At 50.4% G+C, this 13,073-nt stretch carries 11 protein-coding genes; 3 read left to right on the top strand and 8 right to left on the bottom strand.

Translation table 11 applies throughout. The annotated features are described in order from the left end of the window. Positions 1-49 precede the first annotated feature (49 nt). The 7 genes from BCM14_RS09665 to BCM14_RS09695 form a co-directional block, all read right to left on the bottom strand. Positions 50-1,192 (bottom strand): ABC transporter substrate-binding protein, encoded by a 1,143-nt coding sequence (locus BCM14_RS09665; protein ID WP_106227825.1) that lies wholly within the window; start codon positions 1,190-1,192, stop codon positions 50-52. A gap of 121 nt (positions 1,193-1,313) precedes the next feature. Continuing rightward, positions 1,314-3,017, bottom strand: coding sequence for an ABC transporter permease (locus tag BCM14_RS09670; RefSeq protein WP_259673534.1), 1,704 nt, complete (start codon positions 3,015-3,017; stop codon positions 1,314-1,316). A 10-nt stretch (positions 3,018-3,027) separates the two neighbouring features. Continuing rightward, positions 3,028-4,143 carry an ABC transporter ATP-binding protein gene (locus BCM14_RS09675; RefSeq protein ID WP_106227827.1) on the bottom strand — a complete coding sequence of 372 codons (1,116 nt, stop codon included), beginning with the start codon at positions 4,141-4,143 and terminating at the stop codon, positions 3,028-3,030. Positions 4,144-4,273: 130 nt separating this feature from the next. Then, positions 4,274-5,269 (bottom strand): Bug family tripartite tricarboxylate transporter substrate binding protein, encoded by a 996-nt coding sequence (locus BCM14_RS09680; RefSeq protein WP_106227828.1) that lies wholly within the window; start codon positions 5,267-5,269, stop codon positions 4,274-4,276. Positions 5,270-5,343: 74 nt separating this feature from the next. After that, complete coding sequence (locus tag BCM14_RS09685) at positions 5,344-7,059, bottom strand: IlvD/Edd family dehydratase (RefSeq protein ID WP_106228011.1); 1,716 nt, start codon at positions 7,057-7,059, stop codon at positions 5,344-5,346. 99 nt (positions 7,060-7,158) lie between these two features. Then, the gene (locus BCM14_RS09690; protein ID WP_106227829.1) at positions 7,159-8,019 is read right to left on the bottom strand and encodes a fumarylacetoacetate hydrolase family protein; all 861 of its coding nucleotides are present in this window, start codon (positions 8,017-8,019) and stop codon (positions 7,159-7,161) included. A 95-nt stretch (positions 8,020-8,114) separates the two neighbouring features. Then, positions 8,115-8,864 (bottom strand): SDR family oxidoreductase, encoded by a 750-nt coding sequence (locus tag BCM14_RS09695; RefSeq protein ID WP_106227830.1) that lies wholly within the window; start codon positions 8,862-8,864, stop codon positions 8,115-8,117. Positions 8,865-8,975: 111 nt separating this feature from the next. Here BCM14_RS09695 and BCM14_RS09700 point away from each other — a divergent pair, with 111 nt between their 5' ends. After that, positions 8,976-9,722 (top strand): FadR/GntR family transcriptional regulator, encoded by a 747-nt coding sequence (locus BCM14_RS09700; RefSeq protein WP_106227831.1) that lies wholly within the window; start codon positions 8,976-8,978, stop codon positions 9,720-9,722. Here BCM14_RS09700 and BCM14_RS09705 read toward each other — a convergent pair. Beyond that, positions 9,719-10,486, bottom strand: coding sequence for an SDR family NAD(P)-dependent oxidoreductase (locus BCM14_RS09705; protein WP_106227832.1), 768 nt, complete (start codon positions 10,484-10,486; stop codon positions 9,719-9,721). The two genes, BCM14_RS09700 and BCM14_RS09705, sit on opposite strands and share 4 nt — an antisense overlap. A gap of 124 nt (positions 10,487-10,610) precedes the next feature. Here BCM14_RS09705 and BCM14_RS09710 point away from each other — a divergent pair, with 124 nt between their 5' ends. Both BCM14_RS09710 and BCM14_RS09715 read left to right on the top strand, forming a co-directional pair. Beyond that, a complete protein-coding gene (locus BCM14_RS09710; RefSeq protein WP_106227833.1) occupies positions 10,611-11,681 on the top strand; it encodes an ABC transporter ATP-binding protein in 1,071 nt (356 codons plus the stop codon). Between the two features lie 69 nt (positions 11,682-11,750). Continuing rightward, positions 11,751-13,073 (top strand): ABC transporter substrate-binding protein, encoded by a 1,323-nt coding sequence (locus BCM14_RS09715; RefSeq protein ID WP_106227834.1) that lies wholly within the window; start codon positions 11,751-11,753, stop codon positions 13,071-13,073.

The raw sequence follows: 13,073 nt of genomic DNA on the forward strand, positions 1-13,073 counted from the left end.
CAACAACCATCTTGAACCAACTAGCCACTGCTTTGCTCAGGCAAAGCCATTATTGTTGAACGAGAATCTTTCCACCCTCGACGGTAAAGAGGTAGTGCTTCGAGCCCAGCTGTCCGTTCGCCTCAAAACTGACATCACCCATAATGGTGCCTTTGAAGCTGCCACCTCTGATGCGCTTGGCAACGGTCTCTCGATCAAAGGTTTTGACGTCGTTGACGGCCATCGCCCAGATCTGCAAAGCAGCTGCGCCAATTGCCATAAATTTGTCGGGCTCCAGCTTAAACAGTTCTTGATTCTTGGCGATAAATTTCTTATTCATCGGATTGGAAGCAAAAGGTTCGACATTGGGGAAATAAATGTCCGCGCTAATCAAACCGTTCGCTGCATCGCCAGCGACTTGAATCACACTCGGTGCGACGGTGCCGACCGCTGCGACAAGTTTGCCAGGTAAACGAGTCTGTTTAGCTTGCCGGATGGTAGCTGGCATACCGAGGCCTTCATTTGCATTGATGACAATGGTGACCTCTGGATTCGCCGCTTTCACATTGGTTAGCGCAACCCTGAAATCGGCTTGCGCAAAAGGAAACTTCTCCTCAGCAACCTTCTCATAGACATAGTTCAACTTCTTCAGCTCTGCTTCGATCGATGCTTGAGCGCCGTTACCATAAGCATCGTTCTGCGTCATAAACGCGACACGTTTCGCCTTTGCAATGGTGGCAATGTATCGCGCCACGATGGCGCCATCTTGCGAATTAGAGCTATTAAGCCTGACCGCCAGGGGATTGCCCTCGCCCGATAAAATCGGATCTGCTTTAGAGATCGCTGTGATATCCAAAATACCGCCCCGGCTGATGACAGGCTGCATCGCGAGGGTCACTGGGCTGTTCCAGCCTTCAATAATGACGTCTACTTTATCTGAGATCAGTTCAGTCGCACGCGAGACACCGACGGCGGGAGTTGACTCATCATCTCGAATAATCAGCTCAATCTTTTTACCCAGCACCCCACCGTTATCGTTGATGACTGCAGCCATCGCTTGCATAGCTTGGGTCACATGCTGCCCTTGTGGACCTGCGCCACCAGACAGAGGAAAGATTGCACCTACTTTGGCAGTGGTCTGGGCTGAAGCACCAGACGACAAAGCAACACCTAAAACCAATGAGGATAGGAACCTACCTAGATAAGCGGTCATTTTTTTGTCTCCAACCTATACGATTGTGATAATTATTTTGAAAACGACTATGTTGCCGTTTTTTACATAGCTAACTGTACCCTAAGGGAAGAAAGTTAGCTAGATGACGGTGTTTTTTTGTTCAATAACGGCTTTTAGGGCCTGTCGTTGCCTCTGATTTTTGGCGATTCAGCCAACGGGCCACCGCGATCAGAGGCAAGGAAACAAACACCACCAGCACGCCGCAAACAGCAACGCGTCCTGTGTTACCAGCCGCCCATTCACGAAATACAAGATTGCTCATCACGGGCGAGTCAGAGGTTGCCAACAACAACGGCAAACTAAACTGACGAATAAAAACCGTGAAGAGCAATAACCATGACGCCAAAAGCCCCGGTGAAGCTAAGGGTAAGAATATCCGCCTGATCGTCCTCAGCAAGCCCCCCCCTGCAGTCATCGACGCTAGCTCTAGATCGTGATCGATCTGTAGCAAAACGCCCTGCACGTTTCGGATGCTAAAAGGCACTACCTTGATGCAGAAGCCTAGCAACAACAACCAAACCGTGCCGTAAATCGCTGTGCGTTCAAACGCGACCAGTAACGCCAAGCCCGAGAGCGATGCGGGCAGTACGAAGGGCAGAAATGTTAAGTAGTCAATCGCTTGACGAAAGCCCTGCTTCGCTTTCAAAAACAAGAAAGCCATGGGGAATCCAAGACCAATGGCTATCGTCGCCCCGCCAAGGCCGATCAATACGGTGTTGACTAGTGCTTGCACTGACTCATCGTTATCAAACACCCACTGATAATAATAAAAACGGGGAGACTCGTAGCGACTCAAGGAGTCGAGCGGGATATCCAATGAATTGGCCAACAGCACAAGCAGCGGCAAGGCACCGCCAAGCACGATCAACAAATAAAACGCGGCGCTAGCTACCCAACGCAAACGACCAATATCAAAGGGGCTGTGACGATATAACTTTCCCTTCTTGACGATTAGCCGACGATCTTGCATGAGAACGCGTCGATAAAGTCGAACAAATATCAACACCACAATCAACATCAGCAGACCGTAGATCGCTGCCGCGCCTACATCAGGCTGGTCGCTAATTCGAGCGAGTAATAAAATTTCGACGCTGGCCATCTTAATGTCAGCGGGGTACCCAAGAAACCAGGCGACATCAAAACTCTCAAGACCCAAGATAAAAAGAAGCACAACAATCGATAGGGCGTTGGGCAACATTCGCGGTATCGTTACTCGCCTGAAAGTCTCCCAAACGCTTGCCCCTGACGCGTGAGAGGCTTCTTCAAGGACCGGGTCGGTCGCAGCCAGGCTCGCATAAAAGAAAGTAAACGCAAGCGGAAAACTACATAATGACTCAACGAACACCATCCCTGAAAATGAATAGATATTGAGCGCGCCAGCAGGCAATACATGACTGAGCCATTGATTAATCAAGCCACTGAATGGATCAATTAGCAATGCCCAACTGAGGGCCCCGAACGATGCTGGAATCAAATAGGGCAAAGTGATGGCAATGACCATAAATTTGCCACCCGGAACATTGGTTCTAAGTGACAACCAAGCAAACAGAAAACCTGCTGTGCCAGCCAGTGCGGTCGTAATGGCACTAAACAGAATGGTCCGACCAACAATCAGGTAACTATCAATTTGGGTAAAAAAATCAATATAGTGCCCAAACGTAAGCTGAATCGCACCCTCTTGTACCGAAAATACTGTCTGTATTAAAACAAGTAAGGATGGCACTAACACCACTAGGCAGAGCAGACCAAACCCAAAAATCAACGCGATGCGAGTCATCAGACCAGTCGAATCATGTGGCCTCATTGCTGCCCCATCAAGACGTGTGCTCAGGAATCGCCCAACACCGGTCATTACGTAGAGCTAGCGCAACATCCCTACCTTCTCTTGCGTTAAATGGGGGGTGACGAAACCGAAGCAGTTGAAGCCCAGCAAGGATTTCCGTCTCTTGCCGCTCGCCAAAATACATGCTTGAAAGAATGCGCCCCCTAATTCTCAAGGCGTCGCTGATCATCGGGATATTGGGATTGGTTCCATCGATCCGTATCAAGTTCTCGGGACGAACCATTAAGGTCACTTTCTTGTTTAGTGACGGAAGAGATTCCATCTCGACTGTTACCGAGCCCCACTGCGTTTGAACGATCCCATGTTGAGTGTCGATTTTTTGCTTCACCGTACCACTAATAAAGTTACACAGGCCGAGGGACTGAGCCACCAGTGCGCTATTAGGTCGCCCGTAGACGTCCTGAGGACTACCCGTCATTTCGATTCGACCGCCATTCATGACAGCGACATAGTCCGACATTGACAGCGCTTCGGCTTTATCATCAGCAACGTACAAAGTCGTAGTCTGAGTTTTTCGCTGGGTATTTTTTAGCTCATTCCTGACTTGTTCGCGCAAAAACGGGTCAAGCTGACCGAGAGGATCGTCAAGTAGCAAGATGTCAGGCTTAGCAATCAACGCACGCGCTAGCGCCACTTTGTATCGCTGCTCACCGCTTAGCATGCCAACAGATGCCTTTAAATGTGCCATCAAATTCACCAACTCTGTGACACGAAGCACTTCTTGCTGAATATTGTTGCTTCGACCTTTACGCCGGTTAGTCGTCAATGGATAGGCAATGTTGTCGTAAATGCTCATGGTCGGCCAAAGTGCGCAGGACTGAAATACCATACCGATATTGCGTTGATGGGTCGGGATATGCACGCCACGTTTTGGCGCTGACACCAATTGTTCACCAATCGTAATTTCGCCTGCTTCATGAGACTCTAGCCCAGCGAGCACCCGCAAAAGTGTGGTTTTGCCAGAGCCACTTGATCCAAGCAATGTGAAGAAGGCGCCAGTTGGAATAGTTTGATCAATATCGCTCAAGATGGGCCAGTCGCGATCCGGCATCTTCAATATTTTTCGTAAGGCGTCAATGCGAATCATCTGAGTCTCGCGCACTATTTTGCATAGAATCGGGCCCGGTGAATCCGCCCTAAGTTAGGATTACCGCTAGATTAATGCAGCGCAGAAAGGTGCAATTCAGAGATTAAGAGGGTTGAGAGCAAGCTTCTTTTTAGTCGCCCTTAATCCCAAGCTGCTCGATCAATGCCTTCCACATCGCACTTTCCTTTTTTGTGACGTCCAAGAGTTCTTCCGGGGTGGTGGTTTTTGCCTCATCACCCAGTTTAAGCATGGCATCCTTATATTCGGCAGAGTTGGTGATCTGGTTAATAGCCTTGGACAATTTATCCACAATCGGTTTCGGTGTCCCGGCCGGCGCAAAGACCGACATCCAGGTCTCGCCCACGATAGCTGGATAGCCTAATTCTTTAAAAGTCGGTACGTCCGGCAACAAGGGCGCACGCTCCTCGGCAATCATGGCGAGCGCACGATAGCCGCCCGCATTGACGTTCGGTACCGTAGCCGTTAATGCTTCAACATTTGAATCGATCACCCCTGCCAGCATATCTGCCGTTGCCGGCGCCGCCCCTTTGTAATGCACCATGGTGAACTGAACCCCCAAACCCTTGCCAACTAATTCACCGAGCAGATGAACCATACTGCCCTGCCCGTTTGTTGCGTTGTTAATTTTGCCAGGATGTGCACGAGCATACTGAACAAATTCAGCCAGCGTCTTAGCTGGAAAATCCTTTTTGACGACAAAAGCGAAAGGGATGGTTGCCACCGCTGCGACCGGCACGAAGTCGTCGAGGCTGTAAGGTAATTGACCTTTTAAATGAGGCGTCGTTGTGAAGGTGGAGCCAGCTGAAAGCAACAAGGTGTAGCCGTCTTTAGTCGCGCGGGCGACGTATGTTGCCCCGATTGCAGTCGCGGCACCCGCTTTATTTTCGACGACCACTGACACGTTGAGGACGTCGTGCATTTGACGTGCGACTTGCCTACCTAGAATATCGGCAGGACCACCAGCGGGAAACGGCACAACGAGAGTGATTGCTTTGTCAGGCCAGTGATCAGCGACATCTTGGATCTGAGCTTGAGCAGTGCCAAGGCAACTTACCCAAAATATCGCGAACAACGAGGAACAACATCTTGTCTGCCAGCTTTTCATGCAAGTCTCCTGAGCAATCGCGGTGTTTTCACCGTCTATCGCTAAAGTACAGGAGACTGCTCAATCAGGCAAGGTCAGTGGTTATCTCTCGGCACTTTGCTGCCACTGCAGCCAACGAGAAAGTCAAAATCAACCCCATCATTGGCCTGATTGACGTGATCAACATATAACTTGTAATACCCCCGATCAAGCGGCGGTTTTGGTGCCTTCCATTTCTCACGTCGCTTGGCCAGTACCTCTTCGCTGACGTCCAGATGCAATCGGCGTTTAGCGACGTCCAGCTCAATCATGTCGCCATTTTCAACCAGGGCCAGCGGTCCACCGGCAGCTGCTTCGGGCGCTACGTGCAGGACAACCGTCCCGTATGCCGTGCCACTCATTCGCGCATCCGAAATGCGTATCATGTCTGTGATGCCTTTTTTCAGGATCTTCGGCGGGAGAGGCATATTACCGACTTCTGCCATCCCCGGATAACCCTTGGGACCACAATTCTTCAACACCATGATGCAGGTCTCATCGATATCGAGTTTAGGACTATCGATCCGTTTATGAAAATCCTCAATGTTTTCAAACACCACGGCACGACCCTTGTGTTTAAGCAGCTTCGGTGTCGCAGCTGACGGCTTAATGATGGCGCCATCAGGACAGAGATTGCCGCGCAAGACAGCAATACCTGTATTTTTCTTGAACGGTTTTTTCCATTCGGTGATTACGTCGCGGTTAAAGCATTCGGCCTTTTTGTTGTTATCCCAAATAGAATTGCCAGTTACCGTCAGCGCTTTCTTGTTAAGCAAGCCTTCTTCACCCAGAGTGCGTAAGACCACAGGCAGACCACCTGCGTAGCAGAAGTCTTCCATCAGATATTTGCCGCTAGGCATCAAATTAAGCAAGGTATGGACATCGCGACCAAACTGATCCCAATCGTCGATCGAGAGCTCGACCCCAATTCGACGCGCAATCGCAATCAAATGGATCACTGCGTTGGTCGAACCACCAATGGCCGCGTTGGTTCGTATCGCATTCTCGAATGCCTCACGCGTTAACACTTTAGATAAAGTCAGATCCTCCTTGACCATCTGAACGATTCGACGACCGGACTCGCGCGCAAGCACATTACGGCGCCCGTCCACAGCGGGATACGCCGCATTGCCGGGTAAGGCCACACCCAAGGCCTCGACCATGCTTGCCATCGTCGACGCTGTACCCATCACCATGCAATGCCCATGCGAGCGATGCATACAAGACTCGGCCTCGTGGAACTCATCGAGCGTCATTTTTCCAGCACGAACATCCTCAGACATCGACCAAGTATTCGTGCCTGAACCAATATCTGTGCCACGATATTTACCGTTCAACATCGGACCGCCCGAAACACCAATCGTGGGGATATTGACGCTGGAGGCGCCCATTAACAGAGACGGTGTCGTCTTGTCGCAACCGAACAGCAAAACGACACCATCCAGAGGATTGGCTCTAATCGTCTCTTCAACGTCCATACTCGCCAAGTTACGCAAGAGCATGGCCGTGGGGCGAACCAATGTCTCGCCGAGTGAGGTGACGGGGAACTCAAGTGGGAAACCACCCGCTTCAAGCACCCCTTGTCTAACCTGCTCGGCCAGCACACGGAAATGACTATTACAGGGGGTTAACTCAGACCAAGTATTGCAGATACCAATAACAGGACGACCGTCGAACTGGTCGTGGGGAATCCCACGATTTTTCATCCAACTACGATAAATAAAACCGTAGATGTCGTTTCGACTGAACCATTGACTGGACCGTAAGTTCAGTTTGGTTGCTGTTTTGCCTGTTTTTTTATCTGCTTTCTTTTTTGACTCGGTCACGAGTAATCCCCTTTATTTACCGCATACTTTTGAAAAAAGCCCAGCTTATTTGCCTGGTTTTTTGTAAGCCACCACGTGTTGTTTTTGCTCGCCCAAGCCCGCGATACCAAGTGTCATCACATCACCTGCTTTCAAGAAACGTGGCTTAGGCTTAACACCCATGCCTACCCCTGGAGGGGTACCGGTTGTGATGATGTCGCCAGGCATCAAGGTCATGAATTGGCTGGCGTAACTGATGATGGTCGCGCAGTCAAACACCATCGTCTTGGTGTTGCCCGTCTGGAACCGTTTACCATTCAAATCTAGCCACATATCCAAATCTTGTGGATTCTTGATTTCGTCAGTGGTAACCAACCAAGGGCCTACTGGGCCAAACGTGTCGCAACCCTTGCCCTTGTCCCAGCTGCCGCCTCGTTCAAGTTGGTACTCGCGCTCTGACACATCGTTAACAACACAATAGCCCGCGACGTATTTCAGCGCTTCTTCTTTTGAAACATATTGGGCTTTCTTGCCAATCACGATCCCGAGCTCAACTTCCCAGTCCGATTTTTTTGAATCTTTAGGCAACATCACTTCATCGTCTGGACCGCACAGACTGGTGTCGGCCTTAAAGAACATGATTGGCTCTTTAGGCACAGGCAAACCAGATTCAGCTGCGTGATCAGAGTAGTTCAGACCAATGGCAAGAAACTTGCGAACGCCCTGAAAGGGCACGCCAAACCGAGGTTTACCTTTAACTTTGGGCAAGGTGTCGGGATCAATTTTTGACAGCGCTTTGAGAGACTTTGGCGACAACTGATCTGGGCCGATCTGCTCAACCACGCCTGAGAGATCGCGCAATTTGCCGTCGCGATCAATCAGACCTGGTTTCTCTTTACCTTTGGGACCGTAACTGACGAGCTTCATGAGCCTGCTCCTGTATGGAATAAATGTGAATTGAATTAATTAATGTGCACTGACGCAATCATAAAGCGTCTGCCTTAAAACGTAATTGAAACTTACTAGAGAGTCCAACCGCCATCGATCACATTGATTGTGCCGGTTGTGAAACTTGATTCATCCGAAGCCAAATAAACAGCCAGATAGGCGATTTCCTGGTCAGTGCCTATGCGACCCATCGGTTGTCGGGCAACAAACATCCCCCGAGCCTCATCAATACTTTTACCCGTATCAGTTGAAACAGCCTTAATGCGCTCACCAAGTGATGGAGACTCAATCGTGCCCGGGCAAATCGCGTTAAAGCGCACCCCTTTGGCGACATAATCGGCAGCCAAGGCCTTAGTCAAGCCGATCACGGCTGCTTTCGATGCGCCGTAAATCACCCGATTAGGCGCACCCTTAATACTGGACGCCCCAGACGCCATATTGATGACACTGCCCTTACCCTGAGCCAGCATGCCTGGCAAAAACGCCCGAACCGTGCGGTACATGGACTTGACATTCAAGTCCATACTGAAATCCCAATCTTCATTGCTAACTTGAAAGATGTCGCCCTGATGCACAAAGCCTGCACAATTAAACAAAACATCGACACTGCCTATCTTTTTAGCTAAGGCATCCACGTCGTCGGTCTTCAAGACGTCAAGTACGTGAGTCTTGATATTTGGTGTTCCGCTTAGCTTATCCAGCAAGCTCTGATTGATATCAGTCGCCCAGACCGTTGCGCCCTGTTTGGCCATCTCTAGCGCACAAGCGCGACCAATGCCTTGCCCTGCAGCAGTGATTAGTATTGTTTTACCTTGCAGTCTCATCCCGCTCGCTCCTTAAAATTGGCATTACCAATTTACCAGTTATCCTGACAAACTCCAATTAAAAGTCGTACCATAAGCGTTTCGCAAAGACCCGCTAAGCTTGCAATCAATATGCCGATCCAATCCATCGAAACGCGCCGCGTCTATCAACAGATTGCCGATCAACTGAGCAATTTGATTAAGGCTGGCGAATTCAAGGTCGATAGTCGCTTGCCCTCAGAGCGTGATCTGGCCGAGAAATTTGGCGTCTCCCGACCGTCGGTACGGGAAGCATTGATCGCCCTCGAAGTCGTCGGTTTGGTACAGATTCGCATGGGTTCGGGGGTTTATGTTTGCAAGCCTGTGCAGACGAAATCCAGAAGCAAAATGCCTCGACAAGATTACGCGCCCTTTGAAGTCATTCAGGCTCGCCTGCTGATCGAGTCAGAAATTGCAGCGCAAGCAGCGCTCTCTCGAAGCATGGCACATGTTGAGCAACTAGATGCCCATTTGAATGACATGATTGAGCGGGCGGCCGACAATCGCCAGCCGCTGGATGCCGACCAGGCGTTTCATCGCACCCTTGTAGAAGCAACAGGCAATCATGTTTTGAAAGACATGGTAGAGCAGCTATTCAATGCCCGTTCTGGCGTACTCTTTTCACGTCTCGCCAACTACTTCGATACAAAAAAAAGCTGGGACCAAGCCATCCGAGAGCACCGCGCCATCCTTCGTGCGGTCAAAGCACAAGATGCCAACGCGGCGCGACGAGCGATGAAACATCACATGGAAAAAGCCTTCATGCGCTTTTCGGCCAGCTGGAGCAAACAAAGCGACCACTCAAACTACACGCTTGGCGAGCCCCGCGCCAAGGTTTAATAAGTACCTCGGCCACCAGAGATATCGAACACGGCGCCAGTCGAAAAACTACACTCGTCTGATGATAGCCATGCAATCAGGTTGGCAATCTCTTGAATCTCGCCAAAGCGATTCATCGGGATTTTTGACAACATGAAGTCAATATGGGTTTGAGTCATTTGATCAAACATGCCGGTCTTAACCGCTGCGGGCGTCACGCAATTGACCCTTACGCCGGTTAACGCTAGTTCTTTACCAAGAGATTTGGTCAACCCGATCACGGCAGCTTTGGATGCACTATAGGCTGATGCGTTAGGATTGCCCTCTTTGCCCGCGATCGACGCGATGTTGACGATGCGGCCATAGCCCTTGCCATCAAGGGCATTTTTCATGATTGGCGCGATCGCATGACAAGTAAGAAAGGTGCCACGCAAGTTAATTGCAAACACGCGATCCCATTCTTCGATCGGATAATCTATCAGCGAAACATTGGGTCCGGTGATGCCTGCGCTATTCACCAATATGTCGATGTTCTGACTGAAACCAAGCGTTGACTTCATCGCAGCGGCTACCGACTGCTCATCAGACACGTCAACATGAACTGCCTGAACCCGATCACCAAACTTAGACAGCGCTGCAGTTAAGGCCTTTTCATCCCTATCCCACATACTGACGGTCGCGCCTCCTGCAACCAGTCTTGCCGTGCAAGCCTCTCCGATGCCTGCAGCGCCACCTGTCACGACCGCGTGTTTGTGTGTGAAATCGTATTGCGCTGGGTTTGCCATCTCGTTTGCCTCGTTTGATTTAGGGGTTTTCCCGCTGTTTTGATAATAATTGGTCAGACCAATTGCTCTGCGGTCACAACCATAATATTCTTACCCCCTCAAGTCAATCCGAAGGCATCAGAACATGGCAAGCGTAACGCTACGGGGTGTAAAAAAATCGTTTCAAGATACTCCCATCCTGCACGGCGTGGATATCGACATCCCCGAAGGTTCATTCACCGTATTGGTAGGCCCTTCGGGTTGCGGCAAATCGACTTTATTGCGGATGCTGGCCGGCCTTGAAGAAGTAACAGGCGGCGATATCTACATTGGCGACAAAGTCGTCAACACCATGCAGCCCAAAGAACGCGATATTGCGATGGTGTTTCAAAACTATGCGCTCTATCCACACATGACCGTTCGCGACAATATGTCGTTTTCGCTCAAACTGGCCAAAGCCGATAAAGCCACCAGCGACGCTAAAGTCCAACGAGCTGCCGAGATTCTGGGGTTGACAGACTTGCTCGAACGTTATCCCCGTCAATTGTCAGGGGGACAACGCCAGCGAGTTGCGATGGGACGGGCGATTGTCCGCGACCCACAAGTTTTTCTGTTCGATGAACCTTTATCCAATCTTGATGCGAAACTGCGCGTGCAAATGCGTACCGAAATCAAAGCTCTTCATCAACGCTTGAAGACCACCTCGATCTACGTCACTCACGATCAAATTGAGGCGATGACTATGGGCGACCAGATTGTTGTCATGCGCGATGGTCGAATTGAACAAGTGGGGGGACCGATCGAGCTCTACGAAAATCCAGTCAACACTTTTGTAGCCGGATTTATTGGTTCGCCGGCCATGAATATGCTGCCTGGCAAAATTCGCCACGTAGACGGCCAAACCAAAGTCGTGTTGCATGATGGCTCCGATGTCACTGCAAAAACGTCAATCGTGGGCCATGAAGGTCAGGACGTCCTCTTCGGCACTCGCCCTGAGCACTTATCAATCGATCCAAGTGGTGATCTTGCCGCTGTGGCTGATGTGATTGAACCAACTGGCGCGGACACCTTCGTCACCTTCTCTTTTGGTGCCACTCAACTGTCTGCGGTTTTTCATCATCGCCTCGATCTAGTACCTAGTCAAGCCGTCAAGCTTAAGCCGAATCATGAGCATTCGCATTTGTTTGACGCTGTCACCGGTTTTGTCATGAAGTAAGTAAGTTGTAGCGCCAGTCCATTTTGCAGCAAAACGATAAGCAGCCATCTGCACAATCAGGAGATAAGCATGAAACAGTTTTCACGTCGTGAATTTATTGGCACTGGTGCCGCAGTCGCATCGACTGCCGCCGTGGGGGCATTCAGTCCCGCAGCAAGTGCGCAAACACCAACACTTGCCTACAAGCCAGAAGCTGGTGCCAAACTGCGTGTCTTGCGCTGGAAGCGTTTTGTGCAAGGCGACGAAGACCAGTTCATGATCAATATCGAAAAATTCAGCAAGACCTACGGTATTGAGGTCAAGGTTGATAACGAAGGCTGGGAAGATATCCGCCCCAAAGCCGCCGTCTCAGCAAACGTCGGTAGCGGCCCCGACATGATCATGGGATGGTTCGATGATCCATTTCAGTATCCAACCAAGATGTTGGATATGACCGAACTATGCACCTACTTAGGTCAAAAATACGGTGGTTGGTACGACGCGGCGAAACAGTACGGCACACTGAATGACAAGTGGCTTGCTGTGCCCTGGGCTTTCATCGCCAACGCAATGGTTTATCGTAAAAGCCACTTAAAAGCTGCTGGGTTCGACACGATGCCTAAGGACACAACTGGCTTTCTAAAACTGTGTCAGGCGCTTAAAGAAAAAGGAACACCCGCTGGTTTTGCGTTAGGCAAGGCAGTCGGTGATGGCAATAACTGGACTCACTGGTTGTTGTGGTCGCACGGTGGCAAGATGGTCAACGAAAAGGGTCAAGTGGTGATCGACTCTCCAGAGACCATCGCAGCGCTTGAATATGCCCGTGAGCTCTATAAGACATTTGTACCCGGCACCTTGTCTTGGCAAGATCCCAACAACAACAAGGCATTCCTTGACGGGCAAATCAGTCTGACTGCCAATGGCATCTCTGTTTATTACGCAGCCAAGATGTCGGAAGATCCAAAAATGAAAGCGATGGCGGATGACATCGAACATTCACATTTTCCGGTTGGACCCGTTGGTCGCCCCATGGAGCTGTTTCAAGTCACACAAATGATGTGTTTTGCTTACACGAAGTTCCCCAATGCGACGCGTGAGCTGGCGCGTTTCTTGATGGAAGGCGAGCAGTACAACCCATGGATGGAAAAATCAATTGGCTATGGTGCTCAGACCTTAAAGGCGTATGCAGCCAATCCCCTTTGGCACGGCGATCCAAAAGTAGCAGTCTACGGTGAATGCCCGGCCATGGCGACCGTTCATGGCTATTCAGGTCCGATGGGTGCCGCCTCAGCGGCTGTACTGGGCGACTACATCATTCTCGATATGGTGGCAGAGGCATCTAGCGGAACCCGTACACCCAAAGAAGCGGCTCAACGTGCAGCTGAACGCGCTAAACGTTATTACAAGGCCTAA

It is taken from the genome of Jezberella montanilacus, assembly GCF_003003055.1.
Lineage (GTDB): Bacteria > Pseudomonadota > Gammaproteobacteria > Burkholderiales > Burkholderiaceae_B > Zwartia > Zwartia montanilacus.

What these genes read in the sequence shown, in the direction of transcription:
- BCM14_RS09710 (WP_106227833.1), top strand. Translation starts at nt 10,611, where the DNA reads ATGGCAAGCGTAACGCTACGGGGTGTAAAAAAATCGTTTCAAGATACT.
- BCM14_RS09670 (WP_259673534.1), bottom strand. Translation starts at nt 3,017, where the DNA reads ATGAGGCCACATGATTCGACTGGTCTGATGACTCGCATCGCGTTGATT.
- BCM14_RS09695 (WP_106227830.1), bottom strand. Translation starts at nt 8,864, where the DNA reads ATGAGACTGCAAGGTAAAACAATACTAATCACTGCTGCAGGGCAAGGC.
- BCM14_RS09715 (WP_106227834.1), top strand. Translation starts at nt 11,751, where the DNA reads ATGAAACAGTTTTCACGTCGTGAATTTATTGGCACTGGTGCCGCAGTC.
- BCM14_RS09680 (WP_106227828.1), bottom strand. Translation starts at nt 5,269, where the DNA reads ATGAAAAGCTGGCAGACAAGATGTTGTTCCTCGTTGTTCGCGATATTT.
- BCM14_RS09705 (WP_106227832.1), bottom strand. Translation starts at nt 10,486, where the DNA reads ATGGCAAACCCAGCGCAATACGATTTCACACACAAACACGCGGTCGTG.
- BCM14_RS09665 (WP_106227825.1), bottom strand. Translation starts at nt 1,192, where the DNA reads ATGACCGCTTATCTAGGTAGGTTCCTATCCTCATTGGTTTTAGGTGTT.
- BCM14_RS09690 (WP_106227829.1), bottom strand. Translation starts at nt 8,019, where the DNA reads ATGAAGCTCGTCAGTTACGGTCCCAAAGGTAAAGAGAAACCAGGTCTG.
- BCM14_RS09675 (WP_106227827.1), bottom strand. Translation starts at nt 4,143, where the DNA reads ATGATTCGCATTGACGCCTTACGAAAAATATTGAAGATGCCGGATCGC.
- BCM14_RS09700 (WP_106227831.1), top strand. Translation starts at nt 8,976, where the DNA reads ATGCCGATCCAATCCATCGAAACGCGCCGCGTCTATCAACAGATTGCC.